General features: G+C 55.4%; 29 protein-coding genes, 1 tRNA gene and 1 pseudogene. 14 read left to right on the top strand and 17 right to left on the bottom strand.

All coding sequences use genetic code 11. From position 1 onward, the window contains the following. Nucleotides 1–23 precede the first annotated feature (23 nt). The 3 genes from OAN307_RS19840 (at nt 24) to OAN307_RS19830 (ending at nt 2,700) form a co-directional block, all read left to right on the top strand. A complete protein-coding gene (locus OAN307_RS19840) occupies nt 24–422 on the top strand; it encodes a rhodanese-like domain-containing protein (protein ID WP_044045019.1) in 399 nt (132 codons plus the stop codon). 43 nt (nt 423–465) lie between these two features. Then, nucleotides 466–1,620: a DUF2130 domain-containing protein gene (locus OAN307_RS19835; protein ID WP_015501321.1), complete on the top strand. Its 1,155-nt coding sequence runs from the start codon at nt 466–468 to the stop codon at nt 1,618–1,620. 138 nt (nt 1,621–1,758) lie between these two features. Then, nucleotides 1,759–2,700 (top strand): IS1595-like element ISOan10 family transposase, encoded by a 942-nt coding sequence (locus tag OAN307_RS19830; RefSeq protein WP_015498511.1) that lies wholly within the window; start codon nt 1,759–1,761, stop codon nt 2,698–2,700. Nucleotides 2,701–2,710: 10 nt separating this feature from the next. On the opposite strand, the gene OAN307_RS19825 is transcribed toward OAN307_RS19830, so the two are convergent. Together OAN307_RS19825 and OAN307_RS29180 are read right to left on the bottom strand one after the other, a co-directional pair. Further along, nucleotides 2,711–3,874 (bottom strand): agmatine deiminase family protein, encoded by a 1,164-nt coding sequence (locus OAN307_RS19825; protein ID WP_245541064.1) that lies wholly within the window; start codon nt 3,872–3,874, stop codon nt 2,711–2,713. Nucleotides 3,875–3,994: 120 nt separating this feature from the next. Further along, the gene (locus OAN307_RS29180) at nt 3,995–4,159 is read right to left on the bottom strand and encodes a hypothetical protein (protein WP_187292500.1); all 165 of its coding nucleotides are present in this window, start codon (nt 4,157–4,159) and stop codon (nt 3,995–3,997) included. Between the two features lie 340 nt (nt 4,160–4,499). On the opposite strand from OAN307_RS29180, the gene rpsA reads away from it, so the two are divergent. The 6 genes from rpsA to OAN307_RS19795 all read left to right on the top strand — a co-directional run bounded on the left by rpsA (nt 4,500) and on the right by OAN307_RS19795 (nt 10,221). Further along, nucleotides 4,500–6,185: a 30S ribosomal protein S1 gene (rpsA, locus tag OAN307_RS19820; protein WP_044044091.1), complete on the top strand. Its 1,686-nt coding sequence runs from the start codon at nt 4,500–4,502 to the stop codon at nt 6,183–6,185. Nucleotides 6,186–6,509: 324 nt separating this feature from the next. After that, nucleotides 6,510–6,791 (top strand): integration host factor subunit beta, encoded by a 282-nt coding sequence (gene ihfB, locus OAN307_RS19815; protein WP_015501318.1) that lies wholly within the window; start codon nt 6,510–6,512, stop codon nt 6,789–6,791. A 9-nt stretch (nt 6,792–6,800) separates the two neighbouring features. Continuing rightward, nucleotides 6,801–7,151 carry a LapA family protein gene (locus tag OAN307_RS19810; protein ID WP_015501317.1) on the top strand — a complete coding sequence of 117 codons (351 nt, stop codon included), beginning with the start codon at nt 6,801–6,803 and terminating at the stop codon, nt 7,149–7,151. A gap of 6 nt (nt 7,152–7,157) precedes the next feature. Beyond that, nucleotides 7,158–7,805 carry a phosphoribosylanthranilate isomerase gene (locus tag OAN307_RS19805; RefSeq protein WP_044044090.1) on the top strand — a complete coding sequence of 216 codons (648 nt, stop codon included), beginning with the start codon at nt 7,158–7,160 and terminating at the stop codon, nt 7,803–7,805. Nucleotides 7,806–7,875: 70 nt separating this feature from the next. Beyond that, entirely contained in the window at nt 7,876–9,108 is a 1,233-nt protein-coding gene (gene trpB, locus OAN307_RS19800) for a tryptophan synthase subunit beta (RefSeq protein WP_015501315.1), read from the top strand. Between the two features lie 141 nt (nt 9,109–9,249). Beyond that, the gene (locus OAN307_RS19795) at nt 9,250–10,221 is read left to right on the top strand and encodes a hypothetical protein (protein ID WP_144055640.1); all 972 of its coding nucleotides are present in this window, start codon (nt 9,250–9,252) and stop codon (nt 10,219–10,221) included. Nucleotides 10,222–10,336: 115 nt separating this feature from the next. Here the strand turns inward: OAN307_RS19795 and OAN307_RS19790 are convergent, their stop codons facing one another. From OAN307_RS19790 to pth, 4 genes and pseudogenes are all read right to left on the bottom strand, one after another. Then, nucleotides 10,337–10,711, bottom strand: coding sequence for a DUF2237 family protein (locus OAN307_RS19790; RefSeq protein WP_015501313.1), 375 nt, complete (start codon nt 10,709–10,711; stop codon nt 10,337–10,339). Beyond that, a complete protein-coding gene (locus tag OAN307_RS19785; protein WP_015501312.1) occupies nt 10,711–11,892 on the bottom strand; it encodes a serine hydrolase domain-containing protein in 1,182 nt (393 codons plus the stop codon). Before OAN307_RS19785 ends, OAN307_RS19790 begins: the two co-directional genes overlap by 1 nt. 55 nt (nt 11,893–11,947) lie before the next feature. Then, nucleotides 11,948–12,915: pseudogene (locus tag OAN307_RS19780) on the bottom strand (DUF2332 domain-containing protein). Between the two features lie 65 nt (nt 12,916–12,980). Then, entirely contained in the window at nt 12,981–13,706 is a 726-nt protein-coding gene (gene pth / locus OAN307_RS19775; protein ID WP_044044087.1) for an aminoacyl-tRNA hydrolase, read from the bottom strand. 135 nt (nt 13,707–13,841) lie between these two features. Between pth and OAN307_RS19770 the strand changes: the two genes are divergently transcribed. Continuing rightward, nucleotides 13,842–14,369 carry a GAF domain-containing protein gene (locus tag OAN307_RS19770; RefSeq protein WP_044044085.1) on the top strand — a complete coding sequence of 176 codons (528 nt, stop codon included), beginning with the start codon at nt 13,842–13,844 and terminating at the stop codon, nt 14,367–14,369. Further along, nucleotides 14,369–14,803, top strand: a complete 435-nt coding sequence (locus tag OAN307_RS19765) for an EAL domain-containing protein (RefSeq protein ID WP_044044083.1) — start codon at nt 14,369–14,371, stop codon at nt 14,801–14,803. The genes OAN307_RS19770 and OAN307_RS19765 overlap by 1 nt, the downstream gene beginning before the upstream one ends. Here the strand turns inward: OAN307_RS19765 and OAN307_RS19760 are convergent. The 3 genes from OAN307_RS19760 to trpA all read right to left on the bottom strand — a co-directional run bounded on the left by OAN307_RS19760 (nt 14,790) and on the right by trpA (nt 17,608). Beyond that, the gene (locus OAN307_RS19760) at nt 14,790–15,437 is read right to left on the bottom strand and encodes a 50S ribosomal protein L25/general stress protein Ctc (protein ID WP_015501309.1); all 648 of its coding nucleotides are present in this window, start codon (nt 15,435–15,437) and stop codon (nt 14,790–14,792) included. The genes OAN307_RS19765 and OAN307_RS19760 overlap by 14 nt on opposite strands. A 142-nt stretch (nt 15,438–15,579) precedes the next feature. Further along, nucleotides 15,580–16,743 carry an alpha-hydroxy acid oxidase gene (locus OAN307_RS19755; RefSeq protein WP_015501308.1) on the bottom strand — a complete coding sequence of 388 codons (1,164 nt, stop codon included), beginning with the start codon at nt 16,741–16,743 and terminating at the stop codon, nt 15,580–15,582. 73 nt (nt 16,744–16,816) lie between these two features. Then, on the bottom strand, nt 16,817–17,608 hold the full coding sequence (gene trpA, locus OAN307_RS19750; protein ID WP_015501307.1) for a tryptophan synthase subunit alpha: 792 nt from the start codon (nt 17,606–17,608) through the stop codon (nt 16,817–16,819). A 125-nt stretch (nt 17,609–17,733) separates the two neighbouring features. Here trpA and ychF point away from each other — a divergent pair, with 125 nt between their 5' ends. After that, entirely contained in the window at nt 17,734–18,831 is a 1,098-nt protein-coding gene (gene ychF / locus OAN307_RS19745; RefSeq protein WP_015501306.1) for a redox-regulated ATPase YchF, read from the top strand. A gap of 176 nt (nt 18,832–19,007) precedes the next feature. Here the strand turns inward: ychF and OAN307_RS19740 are convergent, their stop codons facing one another. Both OAN307_RS19740 and OAN307_RS19735 read right to left on the bottom strand, forming a co-directional pair. After that, complete coding sequence (locus OAN307_RS19740; protein WP_015501305.1) at nt 19,008–19,688, bottom strand: hypothetical protein; 681 nt, start codon at nt 19,686–19,688, stop codon at nt 19,008–19,010. Nucleotides 19,689–19,736: 48 nt separating this feature from the next. Beyond that, nucleotides 19,737–20,588: a helix-turn-helix domain-containing protein gene (locus OAN307_RS19735; RefSeq protein ID WP_015501304.1), complete on the bottom strand. Its 852-nt coding sequence runs from the start codon at nt 20,586–20,588 to the stop codon at nt 19,737–19,739. A 152-nt stretch (nt 20,589–20,740) separates the two neighbouring features. Here OAN307_RS19735 and OAN307_RS29175 point away from each other — a divergent pair, with 152 nt between their 5' ends. Together OAN307_RS29175 and OAN307_RS19730 are read left to right on the top strand one after the other, a co-directional pair. Next, entirely contained in the window at nt 20,741–20,911 is a 171-nt protein-coding gene (locus tag OAN307_RS29175; protein ID WP_015501303.1) for a hypothetical protein, read from the top strand. A gap of 81 nt (nt 20,912–20,992) precedes the next feature. Further along, nucleotides 20,993–21,082, top strand: a tRNA-Ser gene (locus tag OAN307_RS19730). A 553-nt stretch (nt 21,083–21,635) separates the two neighbouring features. Here OAN307_RS19730 and OAN307_RS19725 read toward each other — a convergent pair. The 6 genes from OAN307_RS19725 to OAN307_RS19700 all read right to left on the bottom strand — a co-directional run bounded on the left by OAN307_RS19725 (nt 21,636) and on the right by OAN307_RS19700 (nt 24,312). Continuing rightward, on the bottom strand, nt 21,636–21,950 hold the full coding sequence (locus tag OAN307_RS19725) for a hypothetical protein (RefSeq protein WP_015501300.1): 315 nt from the start codon (nt 21,948–21,950) through the stop codon (nt 21,636–21,638). Between the two features lie 130 nt (nt 21,951–22,080). Then, on the bottom strand, nt 22,081–22,299 hold the full coding sequence (locus OAN307_RS28455) for a lysozyme family protein (RefSeq protein ID WP_144055639.1): 219 nt from the start codon (nt 22,297–22,299) through the stop codon (nt 22,081–22,083). Between the two features lie 224 nt (nt 22,300–22,523). Next, nucleotides 22,524–22,718: a hypothetical protein gene (locus OAN307_RS19715; RefSeq protein WP_144055638.1), complete on the bottom strand. Its 195-nt coding sequence runs from the start codon at nt 22,716–22,718 to the stop codon at nt 22,524–22,526. Nucleotides 22,719–22,905: 187 nt separating this feature from the next. Beyond that, nucleotides 22,906–23,079, bottom strand: a complete 174-nt coding sequence (locus OAN307_RS29170) for a hypothetical protein (RefSeq protein ID WP_015501297.1) — start codon at nt 23,077–23,079, stop codon at nt 22,906–22,908. Next, the gene (locus OAN307_RS19710) at nt 23,076–23,336 is read right to left on the bottom strand and encodes a hypothetical protein (protein WP_144055637.1); all 261 of its coding nucleotides are present in this window, start codon (nt 23,334–23,336) and stop codon (nt 23,076–23,078) included. The genes OAN307_RS29170 and OAN307_RS19710 overlap by 4 nt, the downstream gene beginning before the upstream one ends. A 433-nt stretch (nt 23,337–23,769) precedes the next feature. Next, entirely contained in the window at nt 23,770–24,312 is a 543-nt protein-coding gene (locus tag OAN307_RS19700; protein ID WP_015501294.1) for a hypothetical protein, read from the bottom strand. Nucleotides 24,313–24,315: the final 3 nt, after the last annotated feature.

Below are 24,315 nucleotides of genomic sequence, written 5' to 3'. Positions count from 1 at the left end.
CGGTCGTGGCGCAAGTTACAGCGATGAAAAAACTAAAAATATCGAGCGCTGATATGGTCACTGCGGCGCGCGCCCGCATTGAAGAGATCGAAACGGCGAATTTGATTGCCATGCTCGATGATCCTGACGTCGTGATCGTGGATATTCGCGATGTGCGTGAACGCAGCAAGGGGCACATTCCCGGCAGCATTCACGCGCCGCGCGGCATGGTCGAATTCTGGGTCGATCCGGACAGTCCGTATTTCAAGCCGGTGTTCGGGCAGGATAAAAAGTATGTGTTTCATTGTGCATCGGGCTGGCGGTCGGCGCTGACGGTCGCGACGTTGCAGGACATGGGATTTGACGCAGCCCATTTGCGGATCGGGTTCAGCACTTGGGCCGACGCGGGTGGTCCGGTTCATGTTCCTGATGCAAAGCCGTGACGCGGTGTGATATGGCTGGGCGAACCCTAGTCGAGAGTGTCAAATGTCTGATCTGAAAATCCAATGCCCGACTTGTTCCAGTGAGATTGAGCTGACCGAACAATTGGCAGGGCCGCTTGTGGCCGATCTGAAATCCACCTTCAAAGATGAATTGGCCAAGCGTGAGGTGCAATTGGCGCAGGCTGTGGCTGAGGCTGAGGCCCGCGCGAAGTTGGTGGGCAAAGCGGAGGCAAGCGCTGACCAGATTGCGCTGCAAGAACGGGTGAAAGAACAGGACGTGAAATTGCGCGCAGCACAGGCAGCACAGGCGGCCGCGATGAAGCGTGAACAGGAATTAAAGGACAAAGAGGCAGAGATTGACCTGACCGTTCAAAAAATGATCGCAGCGGAGCGCGATGCGTTGGTGGAGAGGCTGTCAAAGGACGCTGATGATAAAGCCGCGCTGAAGGTGGCAGAGCAAGCGCAGATGATCGATGGGATGAAAAAACAGATTGAAGCGCTGAAACAGAAGTCTGAACAGGGGTCGATGCAAACCCAAGGCGAGGCGGCAGAGATGGTGCTGGAAGAAACGCTGGCCCAGGCGTTTCCGCTGGACGGATTTTCGCCTATCGCCAAAGGGGTTGGCGGCGCGGATGTGCGTCAGGATGTGATGGCGAACGGCGTCGTGGCGGGGCGGATTTTGTGGGAAAGCAAACGCACAAAAAACTGGACAGCAGGCTGGCTGGCCAAGCTGCGTAATGATCAACGCGCGTCGGGCTGTGAAGTGGCGGTGATAACGTCCGTTGCGCTGCCAGACGGCGTCGACAGTTTTGGAATTGTCGATGGCATCTGGGTCTGCGCGCCGCGCTATGCGGTGCCTTTGGCGACGTCATTGCGCCATGGTTTGATCGAGGTCGCAGGCGCGAAGGGGCGCGCGATGGGTCAGGAAACCAAGATGGAAATGATTTATGATTACTTGACTGGAACGCAGTTCAAGCAACGCGTCGATGCGATTGTTGAACGGTTTGAGGACATGCAGGACAATCTGCGCAAGGAACGTGTGTTCATCGAAAAACAATGGGCTTTGCGGGCCAAGCAGATTGATTTGGTCATCGCGTCAACGGTCGGCATGCATGGCGATTTGCAAGGCATCGCAGGACGGTCGATGCCGGAGATTGCGAGCCTGGATGCGCTTGCGCTGGGCGTGGATCAAGATTAACCGCAGATCACGCGGGGGCCAGCGTTGCGCGACAGCCTATTCAAACTGCTGGCAAAGGCTTATCCCCTTTGCTCCGGCGGCACCTGATGTAGTGTGAAGCGGCTTGCCAATCTACAATGTTCTTGTATTGTTCTACCCATGCCAGCCAGATGGAAAAACGACAAACCCATGTCCCGCCCGGCGTTCGACGCCAGGTTTTCTGATGAGGAAGCGTGTTCGCATTATCTGGCGGAACATCGTTGGCCTGAGGGCTTTGTGTGTCCTTCCTGTGGCACCTGCAAGGGCTGGCCGTTAAAGCGAAATCGCGCGACTTGGGAATGTGCCGGTTGCGCACGGCAGACATCCGTGACGGCTGGCACGGTGATGCACAGCAGCCATTTGCCGTTGCGAATTTGGTTTCTTGCCGCGCACATCATCACCAGCCATTCCAACGGCATGTCAGCGCTGCAACTTCAGGCGCAACTTGGCCTTGGCAGCTACAAGACGGCGTGGCTCCTCTTGCAAAAGCTGCGGCGGTCGATGGTCAACCCTGACCGCAACCCCCTGAAAGACCTTGTCGAGATCGATGAAACAGAGATTCCGTTCCGGTCCCGGCATGATCCCGAGGACCGGCCAAAGGGTGGGCGGAGCCCGGTCGGAAAGATGTTTGTCGTCTGCGCCGTCGAGTTATCAAGAGACGGACATCCGCGCCGTATCAGGATGAAACACATTCCCGACGGCGCATCAAAGACGCTACACGGGTTCATTGGTCAGGCTGTAGAGCCTGGCGCTCACGTCATCACGGATGGCTGGCTAGGTTACGAAAATCCCCCTGCAAACACGCATGAGGCGAAGGTCGTCAGCGGCAAGAAGGCACATGACATACTCCACTGGGTCCACCGCGTGTTCTCCAACCTAAAAACGTGGGCAAAAGGCGTCTTCCACGGCCTCAGAAAATGCCATCTGCAACGCTATCTCGACGAATTTGTGTTCCGCTGGAACCGACGGCGACACATGCGAAGCGCCTTCGACACGCTGCTGGGGATCGGTGTTGGTATTGGCCCAGCGACATATCGTGATTTTGTTGAACAGCGCGCCTGAAGGCCCTTGTTCACGGCAAAAGCCACGCCCCATAAACCCACCAGATGTTACAAACTGATCCGATCCGCCTCTCAAGCCACAAGGGCGAGGTTCTGCGCCGCGTCAACATGTGGGGCAACCGGACTAAAAGGGATAAGCCTTCTGCTGGCATTTGCTGCGTGGCGCAATGGATGCCGCCGCCCATTTCGCCCAAAGGATCGACGTTGAGCGTGATTATGTCGCGGCCCGGAAAGTGGCGGCGCAGGGCGTCTTTGGCGATGGCATCTTTTTGCGGGTCGCCGAACTGGGCGGCGATAACCGCGCCGTTGCAGACGTAGTAGTTGGCGTAGGACGCGACGAAGTCGATGTCGTTGACGCGGCGCAGTGTTGGTTCTGGAATGACCTCAATCTCAAGCCCTGCCGCGTCCAATGCGTCGTGGGTGTCGAGCGCTGCGACATGGAACGGGTCGCGCATGTCTGGGTCATCGGGCAGGTTGATCAGGATCCGGCCCGGGCCAGTGAAACGCGCAAGACTGTCGATGTGGTAGTCGGTGATGTCTTCCCCCCAAACACCATCCGACCAAATCAAGCGATCTGCACCGTAGGCACGTAGCAGGCGGGTTTCGACATCAGCGCGCGACAGGCCGGGATTGCGGTTGTCGTTCACCCATGAGCTTTCGTGCGCAATCAGCAATCCGTGGCCGTCCTGTTCAACGCCGCCCGCTTCGCCGCGCAAGCCAGTCGGTATCAGATCAAGGCCCAAACGGGCCGCGATGCGTGCCACGATCTGGCTGTCGCGGGTGTTGATCTGTTTTTCACCCCAGCCATTGAACTGGATATGGCTGACAGCGATGGCGCCGTTGCCGTCGATGACAAAGATCGGGCCGGCGTCGCGGCACCACAGGTCTTCGGTGGGGATGTCCCACAATTCGACGTTGCTCGACAGTTTTCGGCGTGCGCCTGCGTGATCATCTGGGTGCGCCAGCATGGTGACGGGTTCGAAATCCGCAATGGTATTGGCGATATCAGCGATGGTTTGCTGTGTCATATCAAGGAACACGCCGTCGGGATGGACGCGGCGATTGATCGGCCATTGCATGAACGTGCGCTGGTGGCGCGCTTCCTCTGGCGGGACGTAGAAACGCTGCGGTTTGGGCACCAATCCCATCGTTGCCATGCCTGCACCTGCTACCATGCCCGTTGCCATGAATGTTCGTCTTTGCATCATCTGCCCTGAATGGAGACCATTTGTCTAAACTGTGAGATGCGTGCGGGGTAAGCAAGGAAAAACAGGTCGTCAGATTGCCATGAAAACTCAGCCAATGGCGCTGGACATCGGAGCAATGTTTGTGGCGTCTTGAAAGACCGTGACGGGTATGTTTTCTGTTTGATGGTGAACGCTGAATATTTGCAGCGGGTTGCGGACCACCGATTTGGCAAAGCCGAGAACGGCGAAGAATACCTTGCTGGATTTGGACATTGAGCTTTACCGTTTGGAACCAATTGAAAGTGATCGAAAATATCCCCCTTGGTCCAGGGTGCATGGCGGTTTGGCTCCATATTATATTCCCGAACACCTGGAAGTCTTGAACTCCGCTTATTTGGTGCAGGCCGAGCTAGGTTAAGTAGCCCCACCCCTTGCCCTTAACGACGATTCCCCCTATACGCCGCAGCGTTGAAGCGTCGTTAGAACGTGCAACTTGGCAGGGTCGGGATTTCCGGCCCTCTTTGCATTGCAAGACGACGCGCGATCAACAAAAAACAAGTCCGGCGGATCACGACCCGCGCGGCCAACAACGACCTTAGGAAACTTACGCCACATGGCTCAAAACGTATCTATGGAGGAATTCGAAGCCCTTCTTACCGAAAGCTTCGAAATTGACACACCTAAAGAAGGTAGTGTCGTCAAAGGCAAAGTCATCGCAATCGAAGCGGGACAAGCCATCATCGACGTCGGCTACAAGATGGAAGGCCGCGTTGATATTAAAGAATTCGCAGATCCAGGCGAAGTACCCGAAATCGCTGTCGGAGACGTTGTCGAAGTATTCCTTCGCTCCTCCGAGAACGCCCGTGGCGAAGCTGTTATCTCCCGTGAGATGGCGCGCCGTGAGGAAGCTTGGGATCGCCTTGAGAAAGCATATGCTGACGAAGAACGCGTCGAAGGCGCAATCTTTGGTCGCGTAAAAGGTGGCTTTACTGTTGATCTGGGCGGCGCGGTTGCGTTCCTTCCCGGTTCACAAGTTGACGTGCGCCCTGTGCGTGACGCGGGCCCGTTGATGGGTCTCAAGCAGCCGTTCCAGATTTTGAAAATGGACCGTCGTCGTGGCAATATCGTTGTATCGCGTCGCGCGATTCTCGAAGAATCCCGTGCAGAGCAGCGCGCCGAAGTCATCGGCAACCTGACTGAAGGCCAAGAAGTTGACGGCGTCGTCAAGAACATCACCGAATACGGTGCGTTTGTTGACCTCGGCGGCGTTGACGGGTTGTTGCACGTGACCGACATGGCATGGCGCCGTGTAAACCACCCATCCGAGATCCTCACAATTGGTGAGACGATCAAGGTGCAGGTTATCAAGATCAACAAAGAAACCCACCGTATCTCCCTCGGCATGAAGCAGCTGCAGGACGATCCATGGGATGCTGTAGCTGGCAAGTACCCGCTGGAGTCCACGCACACAGGTCGCGTAACCAACATCACGGACTACGGCGCATTTGTTGAACTGGAAGCCGGTGTTGAGGGTCTCGTTCACGTGTCCGAGATGTCTTGGACCAAAAAGAACGTACACCCCGGTAAGATCGTGTCCACGAGCCAAGAAGTCGAAGTCATGGTTCTGGAAATCGACGAATCCAAACGTCGCGTATCGCTCGGTCTGAAGCAGACGCAGCGCAACCCATGGGAAGTGTTTGCAGAAACCCACCCCGAGGGCACCGAAGTTGAAGGCGAAGTCAAAAACATCACCGAATTCGGTCTGTTTGTTGGCCTCGACGGCGACATCGACGGCATGGTTCACTTGTCCGACCTGACATGGGAAGGCCGCGGCGAAGACGTCATCGGCGATTTCCGTAAAGGCGACGTCGTGAACGCGAAAGTCACCGAAGTGGATGTTGAGAAAGAGCGTATTTCGCTTTCGATCAAAGCCATGGACGGTGATCCGTTCCAAGATGCAGTTGGCGGCGTGAAGCGTGGCACGATCGTAACGGTCGAAGTCACGAAGATCGAAGACGGTGGCATTGAGGTCGATTATGAAGGCGCGAAATCCTTCATTCGTCGTTCCGATCTGTCGCGTGATCGTGCTGAGCAGCGCCCTGAGCGTTTCGGCGTGGGCGACAAGGTCGACGCACGTGTGACCAACATCGACGCCAAGACCCGCCGTTTGGGTCTGTCGATCAAAGCACGCGAGATCGCGGAAGAAAAAGAAGCTGTTGAACAGTTTGGGTCATCTGATTCTGGCGCATCCTTGGGTGATATCCTTGGCGCGGCTTTGAAAAAAGGCGACGACGCGTAAGTCATCGAACGCTGGTCAAATTGATCAACTAAAAACTGGAAACCCCGCTGGCACACGCTGGTGGGGTTTTTCTTTTTCTCGGGCAGGGGCTGTCGAATCACCAGCACCAACCGAAGTCCCCACGTGCAACAATGCCGCAAGTGACGGGTTTCGTTTGCTGTTTTGATAGCGATTTGGCCGGAAATTGATGGGATTGCTGCGTAATTTTTCATATAAGGTTCTTTCGTGATTGGAAATTCCAACCTATAGTCCTGCGCAAAGAGGCAGTTACGCCACTGCCAATGAAAAACTGACTCCGACGAAACCGGTGGGGGAGAACACCAAATGATCCGATCCGAATTGACTGATACAATCGCTGAACAGAACCCGCATCTTTATCAACGGGACGTAGAGAGGATTGTGAACACAATTTTTGAACGCGTCATTGAGGCGATGTCTAACGGCGATCGTGTTGAACTGCGCGGCTTCGGTGCGTTCTCAGTGAAAAAGCGCGACGCACGTTTGGGCAGAAACCCGCGCACGGGTGAGGCCGTTCAGGTCGAAGAGAAACATGTTCCGTTCTTTAAGACAGGCAAGCTCTTGCGGGACCGGCTCAACGGGAAGTAAACTAATCCCATGAAATATATCAGATACGCATTTTGGGGAATCGTTGCGATTGCTCTTATTATTGTCGGGATGGCCAACCGCGGGATTGTAACCCTGCACGCGATACCAGAAGCCTTGGCGGGTCCCCTTGGGATATCCCCTGAAATTCAGATTCCATTGTTTGTGGCGATCTTTGTTGGTGTGGCGATTGGCCTGCTGATCGGGTTCTTCTGGGAATGGGTTCGTGAGCACGGTATCCGTGCGGGTGCCCGCGCTAGGGGGCACGAACTTAATGCCCTTAAGCGTGAGGTGGATAGCCTCAAGACGGAAAAGCATGAGGGCAAGGACGAGATTGTCGCCCTGCTCGACAAAGCCAGCTAGGGGCCGATGTCACACGGTATTCGCGTGAAAATTTGTGGATTGCGGACCACGGCTGACGTTGCTGCAGCGGCGTCCGCTGGCGCGTCCTATGTCGGCTTTGTTTTCTATCCTAAATCCCCGCGCAATGTTTCGTTTCAAGAGGCTAATGCATTGGCCGCCGATGTGCCCATGGGCGTTGCCAAGGTTGCGTTGGTTGTGAATGCCGATGACGCGTTCTTGGACGCGCTAACAGCTGCGGTGCCTTTGGACATATTGCAGTTGCATGGGTCTGAAACGCCCGAACGCGTGGCAGAAGTGAAAGCGCGTTACGGGTTGCCGGTGATGAAGGCCGTTGGAATAGCAGACGCCAGCGATCTGGCGCAGATTGACGCATATGCCGCTGTTGCGGACCAACTGCTGATCGACGCCAAGCCGCCAAAGAATGCCGACTTGCCTGGTGGCAATGGTCTGGCGTTTGACTGGACGCTGCTGGCAGGGCGCAAATATTGGACGGTGCCGTGGATGTTGGCCGGTGGGCTCACGCCGGATAATGTGGCTGAGGCTGTTCGCCGCACAGGAGCGACCCAAGTGGACGTCTCCAGTGGAGTCGAAGGCGATGTTGGTGTGAAAGATGCCAGCTTGATTGCATCATTCGTGACCGCTGCGCAGGCCTAGGTACTTTACGGCCCCCTACTGCAGCGCTACATCACTAAAATACCACAAGTTTGAAGTCTGGAGACGCGCAATGCCTGACGATCTGATCAATTCCTTTATGACTGGCCCTGACGAAAAGGGCCGATTTGGTGATTTTGGCGGGCGCTTTGTGTCCGAGACCTTGATGCCGTTGATCCTTGAGCTTGAGGAGCGTTATGAGTTCGCCAAGACTGACGACGCGTTTTGGGCTGAAATGCACGATCTGTGGACGCACTATGTCGGTCGTCCGTCGCCACTGTATTACGCTGAACGCCTGACGCAGCACTTGGGTGGTGCGAAGATTTATCTTAAACGCGATGAGCTGAACCACACTGGCGCTCATAAGATCAACAACGTGCTTGGCCAGATTATTCTGGCACGGCGCATGGGTAAGACGCGTATTATTGCAGAAACCGGCGCGGGGCAGCACGGCGTGGCCACCGCGACGGTCTGTGCCAAGTTTGGTCTGAAATGCGTGGTTTATATGGGTGCGACAGACGTCGAACGTCAGGCGCCCAACGTGTTCCGTATGAAGCTGCTTGGCGCGGAAGTGATCCCCGTGACGTCGGGTCGTGGCACGCTGAAGGACGCGATGAACGATGCGCTACGCGACTGGGTGACCAATGTGCGCGATACATTTTATTGCATTGGCACAGTGGCTGGCCCGCATCCCTATCCGGCGATGGTGCGCGATTTTCAAGCGATCATTGGCCAGGAAACCAAAGTACAGATGCACGAAGCCGAAGGGCGTTTGCCCGACACGTTGATTGCCGCCATTGGTGGTGGGTCCAACGCAATGGGGCTGTTTTTCCCGTTTCTGGACGACAAAGACGTCAACATCATCGGGGTTGAAGCTGGCGGCAAAGGCGTGAATTCCAAGATGGAACATTGCGCGTCTTTGACAGGTGGTCGCCCCGGCGTTTTGCACGGCAACCGGACGTATTTGTTGCAAGATGATGACGGGCAAATACTAGAAGGCCATTCAATTTCGGCGGGCCTGGATTATCCGGGCATTGGCCCCGAACATTCATGGCTGCACGAAATTGGCCGCGCGACATATGTATCAATCACAGATGTTGAGGCGCTTGAGGCGTTTCAATTGTCGTGTGAGTTGGAAGGGATTATTCCCGCGCTTGAACCCTCCCACGCGCTGGCGCATGTGATGAAGATAGCACCAGATTTGCCGTCCGATCACCTGCTGGTCATGAACATGTGCGGGCGTGGCGATAAGGATATCTTTACGGTCGCCAAGGCGCTGGGTTGGGATATGGCGAACGGGGCCTAAGCAAATTCGATTGGTGGACTCTTGAATAACTGCTTTGCGGTGCAAAGAAGACTTTGCCGTGTATGCTTTTGGTGGGTAAATTGCAGTCTTGTGGACAGTTTGGTAAGATTCTGTATGACTAGGAAAAATAGCTTTCAATCAATGATTCCTGGTGGATGGTGTAAAGACCCTGAGAAGTCCAAATTCCTTTTCCGCCTCTACTCAATTGTTCCTTGCTCCATTGCGCGGCTCACCGAATATGCATCAGGGCTGTCTTCACGGCCAAACGAGGACGGTGTTCCTATTTGGATTGATCTTTGTGAAATTCACGCCGATGATCTTACGAAAGTAGGAATGGGGCAGCTTCACAGTGATCCGGAGACGGGGGAGATTATTTGTCCGACTGATATCGGCCATTTCAGCATCCCCCGAAGCGCTTGTTTTCTTCTTGCAACACCTCACGAGATTGACGGTGTCGAGTTCAGGGAGGCAGACACGCTATCGCGCCTCGACCGTATGGAGGCCCTGCTGTCGATCCATTTCGGGAGCAACGCAGTTTATAGGCAAGTGTTTGAAGCAATATACGATGCTCAACCTGGTGGACCATACACATTTTTTGGGGACGTAATGGCTACTCTCCAGCCCTTCGATGGTCCCATGATGGCTTCCGAAAACTGGCGTCTATTTGAAGAGGCCATCTCTCAGAAGGACGCAATCAGAGATGCCACGAAAAAGAATAGAATAAACCGCGCACTGGAGTTCTACCACAGTGGAAAAACGTCACCAGATACCGCACACGGAGAGAAGTTCTTTTTCTATTGGACGGCGTTCCAAATATTCTGTGAGGCTGGTGGTACGATGGCTACTAATCGTCAGCTTCAAAGCATCTACAAGTTCTCAAAAAAACAAGTAGAAGATGACCTTCTCTGGAAAGGTATCGTTGATTTGAGGAACAACTTCTTTCACAAGGGGGTCCAAATTCTCCTCATCAAGGATGCCGAACGATACCTCCAGCTCCTATTTCTTGATCTATTGCGCGATGAATTGGGGCTTGAACCAGTGCGCGCGGCGTTTTCATCTCAGCCTAAATTGGACTTACGCATCTTTGGGGGTAACGCTGTGGAGGGGGCATGAGGACCCTTTTCGGTCTGCTTTTGTCAGGCAATCAGTCACCTTGCACAGTATACGTCGAGAAGGGCTCATTGCTGACGTTCCAAATCTGCTATGTGTGGGGGAAGGCCGCCTAGCATCAAGGCTCCAACGCGTGCTGCTCCAACACCTCCAACGACACAATCTCCAACGCCCTTTGATGCGTCGCGGCTAAATTTACCTTTGGCGCGCAGCCTTCGTCGTGGGCTTGCAGGAACCGTGATGCGCACAGGCACCAGCCCATCCCTGCCTTTAGGCCGACAAAGCCGTACTCGGGGCGCGGGGTGGACAGGTCGTTGCCGACGTATTTGGAATAGGCGAGGAATTCTGCCGTTAGGATTGCGCAAACTGTGTGGCTGCCATTGTCCGCCGCACAGGTGTCACAGGCCCCGTTGCGAAAGAAACCGGTTATAGGGTCGGTTGAGCAGGTGGCGAGTGTTTCGCCAAGGACGTTCAGAGATGGGTCTTTATCCATTAATCAAGGCTTTCTGCTATGGCGCGGAACATTTCGATGTTGCTGTCTTCAACACCGTCTTCGCGGAACTGGCGGTCGGCGGCGTTGACAGCAATGACCACTCCGCGTTCTCGATCAATGTAGATGTATTGGCCGTAAATTCCACGGGCCATGAATTGACCTGCATCTGCTCCGTCGGGAATCCACCATTGATATCCGTAGCCGTAATCCCCGACGGCGGTGTTGGCGCTGGGTGCTGTGCTTTCATCGATCCAGCCTTCGGATACGATGCGCGTGCCATATGCGATGCCACCATTGGCGATCATGTGGCCGAACAGGGCGTAGTCATGGGTTGTCAGGTTTAGCCCACCAAGCACGAACGCCACGCCGTGGCCGTCTGTCACATAATAGGGCGTAACCGTGGGGCCAAGCGGGGTAATAACCTTTTGCGTCAGCAGATCGGGGATGGATCGACCCGTTGCGCCACGGATCACCATACCAAGGATGTGGGTGTCGATGGACACGTATTTCCATTCGGTGCCGGGTTCAACGAATGTCTCATCCAGCCCTTCGGCGAAGCTATCCATTGATTGACCAAGCGCGAGGACGCGGCCCATTTTGTTGATGTCGCTCCAGAAATCTAGGTACGTTTCGTCAAATGTCACGCCAGTCGACATCTGCATGACGTTGCGGATGCTGGCGCTTTCGTAGGCGGATCCCGCAAGGGACGGCACGTATTGGATGACGGGTGCATCAAGGCCGGGGATCGTGCCGTCTTCGTGCAGGATGCCCAACAGAACGGACAGGAATGATTTTGCCATCGACCAGCTGATACGGGTTGAATTGGCGGGATCGGTTTCGCCGATCGCTGTCAGGGGGTAGTCCTCAAAGCGGATGATACCGTTTTGCACAACGATGATGCCGGTGACGGCTCGGTCGCGTGCCCATGTTGTGAAGCCCGCAGGCATGTCCATCGGGGCACCCGTCGCAAGACGGTTCACCGTATCGGTTTGCGGTGTCAGCGTGACGTTTTCGAACATCGTATCCATGGACGTGAAGTTTTCGACGATGCGGTCTTCGGAAAACAGCGAATTGACGGCCATCAGGCGAGTCAGCTTTTCGCGCTGCAAAACGGCGATCAGGACGATCATCGCAGTGCTTATAAGAACACCGCGCAGCAGCCATTTTAGGAAGGTTTTCATCACGGGGCTTTCGATTGTTTGCGACAGCCTGACACGTGGGGCGGGGGGCGGCAAGTCAGGCTGTCCAGTCGACCCATCGGCCATGAAAATCGACCCGACCAAGGGTGAAGGGATGGTCGTTGCCCGTGGTGTTGGGCCAAAGCCGCAAGGTCAGCGCCGTACCGTTGTCGCCACCGTCGTCTTCCATCTGCACGAAAGCAAGCGGCGTATCTGGTGTGGCCGTTGTCCCCGCCGCTTTTATCATGGCAAGGCCTTGGCGCTGTTTTTCAGCGGGAAAATACTGCCATGCGACGGTTGTATAGATCATGTGGGTTTGGCCCGTGACGTGGGGCAGGCGCGGGGTGAGCCAATCAAGGGCATCCGCTTTGTCGACGGCTGCGTGGGGCAGGGCAAGGGCTGCGTCAGTCAGCGTGCGGCGGTGTGGTGGCTGATCCGCCCAGAGATAGGCGCGCAGGCGCAGGCTGTCGTCGGTTGCAGGATCAACGGGGTTGAGGTCCACACCGCGCCGTTCAACCACTGTTGGCATTGTTTTGGGCGGGGTTTCGCCTGTCCAATCTGGTGACAGTGTGAGCGCCGCATCGGCTGGGCCAAGTCGCGTGCCGCCAATGTCGAGTGCGAAGCGATCCCAATTGAGGTTCAAACCTGCGCTGGCACCCAATTCTGAAACCCGCATGGGGTTGGGAAAATGACTGGCAATCAGATGGCCCGCAGCGATGAGGGCTGCGGCACGACGGACCTCATTGGTTTGGGGCGGGCTGTCGATGAAAGTGTCGATGAAATCTGTTTGGTCCGTCAGTGCCTGTGACACTGCAAGCCATAGCGCATCATCTGTCGCGTTGTGGGGTGGATAGACAGCCACCAATGCTGTGTCGCCTTGCAAGCGTAGCGCTGCAGGGCGCCACAAAGACGCAACGGCACGCTATCGCCACGCGGGCCGATATCGCCTTGCCAATCAAACAGGCGATCCGTCAGGGGCGTGCCACGCGTCAAACGGGCGGCCAAAACGCAGCAAAGCTGGCCCATGAACCGGGAGCCAAGTGTTGTGCAGGATTGCGCTTGATAGCCAAATGCGTCGCAAAGGCGGTTCGTCAACGGAACCGATCCGCGAGTTTCTGGAACGGGTTGCGCGTATCTTCGGTGGTCGGGTCTGGATCTGTCTTTGGCGTCGGATTTGAATTTAGCTTAGGCATATCCGTCTTGGTCTGCGGCTTGCCCTGCGTTCCTTTTGTTCCGGTTGACGGGCGGGGCGGATTAACGCGCAACGCGACTGCGTTCAGGAACTTTGGCCCCTCATTGTCTGCCAAATACGCCGCACCATCTGACATTCCACGCAGCACATCATCCAGCCAGTTCTGATCAGCCTTGGCAAAATCGCTGAGCACATAGCCTGGAACACGATCTTTGTGGCCCGGATGCCCGACGCCCAACCGGACGCGGTCATAGTGCGGGCTGATGTGTTGGTGGATGGATCGCAAACCATTGTGGCCCGCATGCCCGCCACCGGATTTGAGCCGGACTTTCGCGGGGGCAAGGTCAATCTCGTCATGGAAGACCACTACATCGGTGCTGTCGAGTTTATAGAACCGCACCGCTTCGCCGACCGATTGTCCTGACAGGTTCATGAATGTTTCCGGCTTTAGCAGCAGGATCTTGTCCCGACCGAGCCGTCCTTCGGTCAACTGACCCTGAAATTTGCTGCGCCACGGCGCAAATCCATGATCCGCCGCGATCCGGTCCAACGCCATGAACCCGATGTTATGTCGGTTTTGCGCGTATTTCGCGCCGGGATTGCCTAGGCCAACAAACAGTTTCATGCCGCCTCTATATCGCCCATTGCAGGTCAGTCCAAGTGCGTGAGTTTGCTTAAAATTGTTTTCAATCCGGTCGTTTTGGTAACAGGTTGTTGAGGATGTTTCTGCGATACACCTTTCGAACAAAGAGGTGTATTTATGAAAATCGTTTCCCCGACATCGGCGGCAATTGTACCACGGGTGGTTGCTGGGGGTGATGATGTGGTCATGAATTTATTGGCGTTTGTGCGCACCCATCTTGCGATGGATATTGCCTATGTGTCGGAATTTGGGGGCGAGGAGATTGTTTTTCGCGCCGTCATCGCACCAGGTTTTGCGGAGAGCATTGCGGCTGGCGGAACCCGGCCGCTGAAGGCCGGGTATTGTTATCACATAGTCGCTGGGCGACTGCCCGAACTTATCCCAGACACCGCAAACGAACCGTTGGTGCAAGCCATTCTTGTAACCCATAATATGCCAATCGGCAGCTATGTCAGCGTCCCGATGCGGCGCACGGATGGCACTATTTATGGAATGTTTTACAGCTTTGGCAAAGCCGCGCGTCCCTCGCTGAACTCACGCGATCTCGAAGTCGTGCGCGCCTTTGCCTCGCTTGCGGCGGGGGTTATCGGGTTTTGGTTGAAATTACCAAACACGCCGCTGTCGAAGACTTGGACGTGCTGTTGATGGAAATTGACCGACTGCGCGATCTTGGCGCGGGGATCGCGGTTGATGATGCGGGTGCTGGATACTCCGGTATGCAACAGATTATCCGCCTACGCCCTGACGTGATAAAGTTGGATATTTCCTTGACCCATGGCGTCGAGAAGGACCTTGCGCGGCGAGCACTTGTATCGGCGATTGTGCAATTTGCGCAAGACACCAACGCACGGGTCGTGGCCGATGGAATTGAGACAGAAGCCGAGATGCGAACGCTGAAAAATATTGGTGTTGAGCTTGGGCAGGGCCATCACTTAGGTCGTCCTGCGCTGGCCTTTCTGGTTTTGAAGTCTGTGCTGTCCGCATGGCTAGCCAAACTAAGTTGCGGACCAAACGAAAAAGGGCGCGCCATTCGGCACGCCCTTCGAAAACCGAACGGGTCGGATATTAGTCTTCTTTGACTTCTGTTGCTGGAACTTCGTCCGCTTCGACTGCATCGTCTTCCCCGTCATCGGCGGATGTCAGGGCAGCAGGTGCCTGAAGGTTTGCGATTACGAAGTCACGGTCGATTGTAGCTTTCGCGCCAGCTGGCAGTTTGATGGATGAGATTGTGATAGTTTCACCCAATTCAAGACCTGTCAGATCGACGGTCAGAATTTCCGGAATGTCGCCAGCAGTTACGATCAGTTCAACTTCGTTGCGCACAGGAATCAGGACGCCGCCTTCTTTCAGAGCCGGGCATTCGTCCTCATTGATAAATTCAACGCCGATGAACAAGTTGATCTTTGTTGTACGCTTGAGGCGCATAAAATCGAGGTGCGTTGGTAGGTCTTTGACAATGTGACGTTGCACGTTGCGGCAGATCACGCGGACATCGTCATGGCCTTCGACCTTCAGGTTGAACAGCGTGGACAGAAAACGGCCTGCTTGCAAGCGCTTGAGTAGCACGTTGAACGGCACGTTAATCGCGATGGGGTCTTCACCGCCGCCATATACAACACCGGGGACGAGCCCGTCGCGGCGTGCCTGACGCGCAGCGCCTTTGCCTGTGTCGGTGCGAAGCGTTGCTTCAAAATCTGGAATCTTGCCAGCCATCGGTCTTTCCTTTCAATTCGCGCGTCGCCAACGCATGCGGCGACCCACTTTTCCATGTCAGGAACCATAGCAGCTCCTAGTGAAGGGGCGCGTATAGGACAGGAATGACAGTTTGGAAAGGGTGTTTCGCCCGCGCGAATTGCTAGGCCCACTTCCCCGAAAAGTCATCAGGGACAAGCAGGATATCTTTGTTGACGCCCTTAATGTCCCTGTGCCCGCAGAGTGCCATTGTCAGATCCAGTTCTGTATGGATCACATCAAGGGCCTTTGTGACGCCCGCCTCGCCCATGGCGCCAAGGCCGTTCACGAACGCGCGGCCAATGTAGGTGCCTTTTGCGCCGAGTGCTATCGCCTTTAAGACGTCCTGACCGGACCGAATTCCGCTGTCAAAATGGACTTCCACGCGGTCACCAACGGCATCGACGATCTGTTCCAACATCCGGATCGACGACAGCGCACCGTCCAATTGACGCCCGCCGTGGTTGGACACGATGATCGCGTCGGCCCCCAAATCGGCTGCCTTTTTGGCGTCTTCTACATCAAGGATGCCTTTCAAGATGACAGGCCCACCCCACATTTTCATCAATTGTGCGACGCGGTCCCAGTTAAGCGAGGGATCAAAGGCCTCGGCTGACCATGTGGCAAGGGATGATGGATCGCTGACCTCTTTTGCGTGGCCAACTATGTTGCCAAAAAACCGCCGTTTGGTTTGCAGCATTTGCAGCCCCCACGTCCATTTCGTTGCCAAGTTCAACAAGGTTGGAATGGTGAATTTTGGCGGTGCAGTCAGCCCGTTCTTGAGGTCTTTGTGCCGCTGCCCAAGGATTTGAAGGTCGAGAGTGATAACGATGGCTGAACATTTCGCCGCCTTCGCGCGATCAAACAGACGCTGCATAAAATCATCGTCTTTCAGCGTGTAGACCTGAAACCAGAACGGTTTTGTAGTGTTGTCCGCCACGTCTTCGATGGAACATATGGACATCGTCGAGAGGGTGAAGGGCACGCCAAATTTCTCTGCGGCTTTCGCGGCTTTGATTTCCCCGTCCGCGCATTGCATTCCCGTCAGGCCGACGGGGGCAAGCGCGACTGGCATTGCGACATCTTGCCCAATCATCTGGCTTGCTGTGGTGCGGTTGGCCATGTCGACGGCAACGCGTTGGCGCAGGCGGATTTTGTCGAAGTCTGACGTGTTTTCACGGAATGTCTGTTCTGTCCATGATCCGCTTTCGCAGTAGTCATAAAACATCTTGGGTGTGCGGCGTTTGTGCAGGCGTTTCAGGTCGTCGATTGTGGTGATGACGGGCATTGCGTTAACTTTCAGCAAGATTGGTTAGGTTCTTTTACCAATATGGAAAAAATCGCGCAAGCGTCACGAAGCATCAGGCGCGGTGTGCGCCATCGGCCAGTGTTTTGACGAAGGCCAGAATGTCAGCCACCGGCTCACCTGCGCCGATCTTTTCAACGATTGCTGACCCCACGACAGTGCCGTCAGCAACGCCAGCGATATCTTGCGCAGTTTGCGGTGTGCGCACGCCGAAACCAACAATCACCGGCAGGTCGGTTGATGCTTTGATCCGCGCGACTTCTGGTGCCACGTCAACGGCCTGCGCGGCTGCTGCCCCTGTCGTACCCGTAACGGACACGTAATAGACAAAGCCGGATGTGTTTTGCAGCACTTTGGGCAGACGTTTGGCATCCGTTGTCGGGGTTGCAAGACGAATGAAATTTAGCCCCGCAGCTTGCGCTGGAATGCAAAGCTCATCGTCTTCTTCGGGGGGCAGGTCGACTATGATAAGCGCGTCAATCCCTGCGTCCTTGGCTTGCACGAGGAACCTTTCGACACCGCGAGAGTAGATCGGGTTGTAATAGCCCATCAGCACGATTGGCGTGGTATCGTCTGTCTTGCGAAGTTCGGCGGCAATCGACAGGGTTTGATTCAAGGTCATGCCCGCCGCAAGCGCGCGTTGCCCTGCGAGTTGGATCGTGGATCCATCCGCCATCGGGTCGGTGAATGGCAAGCCAAGTTCGATAATATCGACGCCAGCTGCAGGCAGCCCTTTGACGATCTCAAGTGAGGTCGCATAGTTAGGATCGCCTGCCATCACGTAGGCGACGAACGCCTTTTTGTTGGCTGCGCGCAGTTCGGCAAATTTCGCGTCGATCCGTGTCATATCGCATTCCTTCTAAGACCTTATGCGGTTTGACGGAGTGACTGCGAAAAATCAATGCCCCAAATGCTTGCGGGCGGGGGCTGGGCGGCCTAGAAGCCGCATGATCATTCAGCAGGAGCGTCGCAATGGGTTTTAAGATGGGTATCGTGGGCATGCCAAACGTTGGCAAATCGACCCTGTTCAACGCGCTGACCCGCACGGCGGCGGCGCAGGCGGCGAATTTCCCGTTTTGCACGATTGAACCCAACGTCGGCGAAGTTGCCGTGCCGGACAAACGGTTGGATAAATTGGCGGCGATTGCAGGGTCCAAATCGATCATCCCGACGCGCATGACGTTCGTGGATATTGCGGGACTGGTGAAGGGCGCGAGCAAGGGCGAGGGCCTTGGCAACCAGTTCCTCGCCAATATCCGTGAGACGGACGCGATTGCCCACGTGCTGCGCTGTTTCGAAGACGGCGATGTGACCCATGTTGATGGCCGCGTTGATCCGGTTGCCGATGCCGAAACGATCGAAACCGAACTGATGCTGGCCGATTTGGAAAGCATCGAAAAACGCCTTCAGAACCTGATCCGCAAGACGCGCGGTGGTGATAAAGACGCCGTTCAACAGGTGCGTTTGCTGGAAGCGGCGAAAGTGGCGTTGGAAGAAGGCCAGCCAGCCCGCACGGTAGACGTGGATGAGGACGACGTTAAGGCATGGAAATTGCTGCAACTTTTGACCACGAAGCCGGTGCTATACGTTTGTAACGTCGGGGAGGCTGAGGCGGCGGAGGGCAACGCGCATTCATTGGCCGTCGCTGAAATGGCCGCGTCGCAGGGCAATGCCCATGTAATTATTTCCGCCCAGATCGAAGAAGAAATAAGCCAGCTTGAAGACGACGAAGCGGTGATGTTTCTTGAAGAGATGGGGTTGGCTGAGGCCGGATTGGACCGCTTGATTAAGGCGGGATACGAGCTGCTGCATCTGGAGACCTATTTCACCGTCGGCCCGAAAGAAGCCCGCGCGTGGACGGTGTCTGCGCAGACAAAAGCACCGCAGGCGGCGGGCGTTATCCACGGTGATTTCGAAAAAGGGTTCATCCGCGCCGAGACGATTGCCTATGATGATTTTGTAACGCTGGGCGGCGAACAACCCGCCAAGGAAGCCGGCAAAATGCGCGCCGAGGGCAAGAGTTATGTCGTCAAAGACGGCGACGTTTTGCACTTCTTGTTTAACACCTAAAAACGCATCGTTAACGGCGTTTTATAGGGGTCGTGCGAATCGATCCTGTGTCGCGTGGTTAACAAGGGGTTTGGGGCCAAAAACTACTCGGCACAGTGCGTACACACCCTGTACACAATCGGTATGACTCCGGTGCGGCCTTTGGCATGGTTAACGGGGCGTTCGGTGCGGGGGTGTTAACCCGCCTGCGCCGCGTCAACCTCGGCCAATAGATCGTCACAGAGTTGGGTTTGATAATCCGACCCGTCGACAAATAACGCGCGGGCGGTGGTGAGGTGGTCGCGGGCTTCGGTGAGGTGCGCTGCATCAGGATCAAGCCGGAAACGCGCAAGGGCAAGATCGGCGATGTTCCATTGCAGGCGCGCCCATCTGAACGCGGCCTTGTCTTTGAAACCCAGTGCTTCGCAGGCGGCAAAGCCTGCGCGCGCCTGATCTAGTTTTGCCAGATCACCCGCCACCGCGCCGCGCCAGCGTTGGGCAAGGGCGAGGTTGTTTTTGGTTATCTCCCAGTCAAGCGGATCGGCTGCCTTGTCTTCGAGGTCGCGTGCGGTGGTCAACGCTTCCTCAGCCTCTTTCAAGGTATCGGCGGATCGGGTGACCTCACCTAGCTTTTGCAAGGCGGTGCCGAGGTTATTCCAAAAGCCTAACAGGTTAACGCTTTTCGCAGAAATATCCATGGCTAAAGCTGCGCGGTGGGCGGTGACGGCATCTTGTAGCAGAGCCGGATCAGACGCACGCTCCCCCATCTCGCGAAGCGTTAGACCAAGCCCATCTTGCAGTGCCGACCAATTGAGCGGGTCTTTTACCTTATTGGTATTCTTGAGGGCACCCTCGAACGCATTTCTAGCAACTTTCAAATGCCTGTCTTCGGTTGAGCGTTGCGCGAGGCGCAGGTGGCACCACCCCTAGGTATGAAGCGCCGCCGCTTCCAACGCCTTTTTGCCCTTGGCCTTGTCATAATTGGTTTTTGCAAGCGCCAGCGCGACGTGAAGGGCGAACATATCCCCCGCTTTGTCGCCGTCGTCTTGCCATTTTTTGGCAAGGCTTTCCGTCGCCCAGAACACCCCGCCTGCGGGGGCTTGGCGGTACAGGTCTGCGATCAGGCGCTGCGCGGCAAGATCGGGGCGGTTGCGCAGGCGGTCTTGGTTGAGCTGTTTCTTGTGATGCAGGTCCGCCACCTGTTCAAGGCGGTCTTGTTCATCGTCCAGCAGCCGCGCCGCTTCGTCAAAGTCGCCGTCATCGTTTAATTGATCGATCTGCTGCATGAGTGCTGCAAATTGCGCGTCCGCATTGCCCGCAAGCGCCGCGATGTCTTTGTTGCGCGCCAGTTCTGCTAGCGCCCGCCGGACACTGGTGTAGGCAGTCTCACGATCTTTGTGGTCGCCGTCTGTGAAATTGTTAGCGAGTCGGATCAGCAGGTCGTCGCTGGCGCCCTCGGTCGTTCCTTCGCGTTGCAATCGGTCAAGAATTTGATCGGCATCGCGTTCGGCCCTCGTCTCACCGCTTTCGGCGGTTTCTTCGGCGTCTAGGAATTTGTCGAGCCAGCTTTCGTCGAGGTCGAGTGCGTTTCTGAACCGACCAACAGTCCGAATGTCTAGCGCTTCCTTTTGGCCTTTTTCGATCTTGGACACGAGGGAGTTGCCGACGGGCGGTTTAACCACGCGTCCGAGCGTTGTTTGATCCCATCCGTGCATCGCTCTGGCGCGTTTTACGGCCTTCCCGAAGGCCTTAAGAATTTCTGGGTCAACTTTAGGCAATTTATCCCAACCTGAGGCAATCGTAGGCGAGTCGCGACCATCAAGGTCATCTTTGAACGACTGCTTCGGGCTGCCACATCCCCTAATTTATACATGTCTAGACAACGTCTTAACCCAAGGCGGGCCCGTCTCCATTTAACGGAGATTAACAAATGTTACTGCAACTGCAACCGAGCGTTGAAACGCTTTTTCTTTGGCTGTGTTCCGACCCCGGCACAAATCTGGCTTTCGCCGCATTGTGTGTCTGGGCCGCGACTGGCCGCACGCCATATTGGTGCGCTTTGATTGGTGCCGCGATCCATCTGGCGTTGGCATTGGCGTAAACCGTCGGCATTGGCGTAAACGTTGGGGGCAGGGGAGATTCTCCCTTGCCCACCGCAACCTGCTTGGTTAGACGCGTCGTTGGAGACGTGGCCGAGTGGTCGAAGGCGCTCCCCTGCTAAGGGAGTAAACGTTAACGCGTTTCGAGGGTTCGAATCCCTTCGTCTCTGCCAGAATTTACAACAAAAAAACAAAGGCTTGCTGCGGTGATGCGGCAAGCCTTTGTTCTTTATTGTTCCCCGTAACTTCCCACTACTTTGCACCATTTCGCTCCACATATTGGCAAGAAATTGGCAAGGTGGATTTCGACCGGTAGAACGAAAAGGCCGCAGCTGGTGTTCATCCCCATTGTGGCCTTGCTCGTTACAATTTTAAATTCTGCCGTGAAGTGGTCTTAGACACCGCGCGTGGTGAACCGAACCACGGCATCTTCAGCACGGTGCCAACGCCTTTTGGCCCGACCCTTATAGAAGGCCAGACAAATCACTGGATGCCTTCCTTCTGCGCAAAACCATTGCGCAGCTGGTCAAACCACGCCGCGCATCGAAGGGTCCGCGCGTTTTGTTGATCGGTGGCAGCATCAGCCTTCAGAGCCGCAGTGTCCAACCGGTCCCTTGCGCGACGCCACTGCTAGACGTGCGCCTGCAGTCAGAAGGAAGGTCTGCTAGGTTGCGTTCAGCCGCGACAACACCAACGCTTTCACTGGCCCGTTGCGCGCGGTCGATGTCAGTTTGACCGCATCCAGCGAAGAAGGTCAGCATCAACAACGCCAGCGGGATTGACAGTGGTTTCATTTTCGAATGCCTCAATTTCCATGGTGAAGCGTTGGGCTTCGCCCTCAACAGCATGAACTTTTTCCAGAAGGCCGCGGTTTGCCTCATCAGATACAATCACGCGGCGCAGTAATGCGTCACGTTTCGCTTCAGCTGCGGACTGTTCGAATTCTGAAACAAAGCCATCTCGGGCGGCTGCAACAGCAGAGGCTTTGTCATACTGATGCAGCAACCACGCGCCCGCCACGATGGCCAAAACAAGCCACATCAGCCCGCCTCTTCACGTCACGCCCTTCATGCAGAGCACGAAATTTGACGCTCGACGGTTGACCTAACCACGGATCAAGTGACCGCCAGCTTTGTACGAAAATGTTAGGCGGTGGCAGACGTCTGGAATGTCACCGCAGTTTAATGTCACCGCGGTTTAATGCGACCAATGCAGAAGATCGCAGCATTTGGGTTGGTCCAATATTCCACGTTAAGTCGATCATGGCAGCATCGGTCTGCACTGGAATGAAGTTGGCCGTCGGGCCCCTGCGATAAAGGGTCCAGTAATTGTCGCGCATGATCTGATACAATCCGGCATTCCATTGCTCGATTGTGAGAACGTCGCCCATGCGAACGTCGGTCTCGTCCCTTCCCACTGCTTTGTCATAGGCACCGCATAGACCGCAGTGTCTTCCCAAGATGGCAGACCAGACGTTTCCACTGGCGGTGGCGTGTCTTCGACCTGCCGCAGATTCAATGCCCACGACGGCAACGCCAAAAGCACCACAACAATGGTCGAAATTCCAAGGCTGAGTACCGCCATTTTTACGGTGCGCCAAAGGTTCGGCTTTGACTAATCAATGAACCAGCCAACAATGCCAAAAACACCCATGAACAAAGCAAGCCGTCCAACAAGGTACGGGCTTGCCAGTTCCGCCCCTACATAGGCAAAGTAGAACTCCGGCAGCAAGAACAGCGCCAGCGATAGGATCAGGGCCCAGATGCTGTAGGCGCGCATCTTCTGGCGAATGTTTGGTGTGAGTTTCATGTCGTTTTCCAATGCGTCTAGGCCACCCAAAGGCGGCGTTTCGATTAAAGTTGCAGGGTTGTGTTTTAGTTCTGGTGGCTATTGGGCGCCCGGTTGAAAAAACCGTATCCGCCAAGCTTGCCGGACCTATTTCATGCCGTTCAAGATACCAGTCCATGGCGCAGACCAGCGTAACCCGTTCGGGTCGTCAATTCAGACATCCGCCCAATCGGGCAGTCGGAAAGCTGCGATACACCACCAAATGATCATTGTTAATTTCAACAGCCTGTGGATTGTAGACCAGTCTTGATATGGGCGTGGTTTGAAATACCACCACACCAACAACGGTCCAGCCGATCCAAAGCATTTGCTTGCCGATCATCTTGGAATTCCCCGAAGCAGATCCCCCAGCCCATTGATGAAGTTCGAACCATACGCATACAGCTCCCAAGCGATGCCAAGAGGAGCCGCGCCCCATTTCACCACACCGTTTGTAAGCCAAAGCGTCATCTTGACCGAGCGCACGATCTTGATCACGAACAGGTTCAATTCCCGTTCTTCCGCTGTCAGATAGAACTTCTCCAAAGTTGCCAACCGCTTTTCGTACTCGTCGATTGTTTTCTGATCATAATGGGACAAAACCACCTGCCTTTTTGTGCGTTATTTTTAGTGTAGCTCTACCCCTTGCTGCGCCCGTAGCTGGCCCATCCGAAGAGCCGCACCAGCGCGTAAAAAAGAACGCCAACGCACTGCAGAAATCAGTTTGATAAGACTGGTTGTGCGGCTGGCATCGCGGCACATGGCGGCGAGAAATTTAAAGTCACAGACGCTGCGCTGAGGGTCTCCAAGGCGATATCTTTTATCATGCTCGCGCCAGCCCGCCTCATCAAAGAAAAGCGATGAGAGCCCGGTCAGCCATCGACGCCGGGCATCGGGGAGCCACCAAGGACCAAGTCCGTTCGCACTCATAATCCGAACGGCCCTGCTAACGCCGACAATTTACGGTGATCCAAAAAACGCATGTCAGACCATCCACATCACCACCCCCACTTTAGATACTTTGAAAACACGATCAGTCTGCCTTCAGTTTACCATTTAATACAGCCAACAGACCGCCCAATTTCGTGTAAGTGTGTTTGACTGCTTCAAGGATGGAAACACGCCCATCGACCAAAGGTCGCACGCCAGAAAATGAAATTGGCAGCCCAGCCATCAAACCTGCACCACTGACCATCGAGCATGAAAAGGTGACAAGCCCGCGCAGCATTTCCCGCACTGCCGCTGCTGCCGCAACTTCAGCTCTTGAGCCATAGGGGTCGCGCAGCACGTGTTCACCTTCACCTTCACCTTCACCTTCAGCTTCAGGGTCTGCATCCACCACAATTTCTTGACGTGTTGAACCGGCGCGGTCCTGCCAATACGTCTTGACCGTCGCAAAGTGATCAACGTCAGTTTCCGACATCCAGAAGGAACCAACGACCAAGGACGTTGGGCCAACCACCTCTGTCGCAACTTGCGTGCCATCTGCAGTCTGGCCAACACCACGTTCCAGCCAAACCAGCACGCCATTCTTTATGGTGAACAGCGCACCATGCCGCGCGGCTTTGTTGCACAAATC

Source organism: Octadecabacter antarcticus 307, assembly GCF_000155675.2.
GTDB classification, from domain to species: Bacteria; Pseudomonadota; Alphaproteobacteria; order Rhodobacterales; family Rhodobacteraceae; genus Octadecabacter; species Octadecabacter antarcticus.
The sequence above is the reverse complement of the archived record's forward strand: the minus strand, read 5'-3'. Positions and strand labels throughout refer to the sequence as shown.

Excerpts from the sequence above, each read along its gene's own strand:
- pth (WP_044044087.1), bottom strand. The coding sequence starts at position 13,706 with ATGAAACTGTTTGTTGGCCTAGGCAATCCCGGCGCGAAATACGCGCAA.
- OAN307_RS19805 (WP_044044090.1), top strand. The coding sequence starts at position 7,158 with ATGTCACACGGTATTCGCGTGAAAATTTGTGGATTGCGGACCACGGCT.
- trpA (WP_015501307.1), bottom strand. The coding sequence starts at position 17,608 with ATGACACGGATCGACGCGAAATTTGCCGAACTGCGCGCAGCCAACAAA.
- ychF (WP_015501306.1), top strand. The coding sequence starts at position 17,734 with ATGGGTTTTAAGATGGGTATCGTGGGCATGCCAAACGTTGGCAAATCG.
- OAN307_RS28455 (WP_144055639.1), bottom strand. The coding sequence starts at position 22,299 with ATGGGCGACGTTCTCACAATCGAGCAATGGAATGCCGGATTGTATCAG.
- OAN307_RS19725 (WP_015501300.1), bottom strand. The coding sequence starts at position 21,950 with ATGTGGCTTGTTTTGGCCATCGTGGCGGGCGCGTGGTTGCTGCATCAG.
- trpB (WP_015501315.1), top strand. The coding sequence starts at position 7,876 with ATGCCTGACGATCTGATCAATTCCTTTATGACTGGCCCTGACGAAAAG.
- OAN307_RS19770 (WP_044044085.1), top strand. The coding sequence starts at position 13,842 with ATGAAAATCGTTTCCCCGACATCGGCGGCAATTGTACCACGGGTGGTT.
- OAN307_RS19795 (WP_144055640.1), top strand. The coding sequence starts at position 9,250 with ATGATTCCTGGTGGATGGTGTAAAGACCCTGAGAAGTCCAAATTCCTT.
- OAN307_RS19840 (WP_044045019.1), top strand. The coding sequence starts at position 24 with ATGAAAAAACTAAAAATATCGAGCGCTGATATGGTCACTGCGGCGCGC.
- OAN307_RS29170 (WP_015501297.1), bottom strand. The coding sequence starts at position 23,079 with ATGATCGGCAAGCAAATGCTTTGGATCGGCTGGACCGTTGTTGGTGTG.
- OAN307_RS19830 (WP_015498511.1), top strand. The coding sequence starts at position 1,759 with ATGCCAGCCAGATGGAAAAACGACAAACCCATGTCCCGCCCGGCGTTC.
- OAN307_RS19715 (WP_144055638.1), bottom strand. The coding sequence starts at position 22,718 with ATGAAACTCACACCAAACATTCGCCAGAAGATGCGCGCCTACAGCATC.
- OAN307_RS19825 (WP_245541064.1), bottom strand. The coding sequence starts at position 3,874 with ATGGTAGCAGGTGCAGGCATGGCAACGATGGGATTGGTGCCCAAACCG.
- OAN307_RS29180 (WP_187292500.1), bottom strand. The coding sequence starts at position 4,159 with ATGTCCAAATCCAGCAAGGTATTCTTCGCCGTTCTCGGCTTTGCCAAA.
- OAN307_RS29175 (WP_015501303.1), top strand. The coding sequence starts at position 20,741 with ATGTTACTGCAACTGCAACCGAGCGTTGAAACGCTTTTTCTTTGGCTG.
- OAN307_RS19835 (WP_015501321.1), top strand. The coding sequence starts at position 466 with ATGTCTGATCTGAAAATCCAATGCCCGACTTGTTCCAGTGAGATTGAG.
- OAN307_RS19765 (WP_044044083.1), top strand. The coding sequence starts at position 14,369 with ATGGAAATTGACCGACTGCGCGATCTTGGCGCGGGGATCGCGGTTGAT.
- OAN307_RS19810 (WP_015501317.1), top strand. The coding sequence starts at position 6,801 with ATGAAATATATCAGATACGCATTTTGGGGAATCGTTGCGATTGCTCTT.
- rpsA (WP_044044091.1), top strand. The coding sequence starts at position 4,500 with ATGGCTCAAAACGTATCTATGGAGGAATTCGAAGCCCTTCTTACCGAA.
- OAN307_RS19785 (WP_015501312.1), bottom strand. The coding sequence starts at position 11,892 with ATGAAAACCTTCCTAAAATGGCTGCTGCGCGGTGTTCTTATAAGCACT.
- OAN307_RS19755 (WP_015501308.1), bottom strand. The coding sequence starts at position 16,743 with ATGCCCGTCATCACCACAATCGACGACCTGAAACGCCTGCACAAACGC.
- OAN307_RS19790 (WP_015501313.1), bottom strand. The coding sequence starts at position 10,711 with ATGGATAAAGACCCATCTCTGAACGTCCTTGGCGAAACACTCGCCACC.
- ihfB (WP_015501318.1), top strand. The coding sequence starts at position 6,510 with ATGATCCGATCCGAATTGACTGATACAATCGCTGAACAGAACCCGCAT.
- OAN307_RS19760 (WP_015501309.1), bottom strand. The coding sequence starts at position 15,437 with ATGGCTGGCAAGATTCCAGATTTTGAAGCAACGCTTCGCACCGACACA.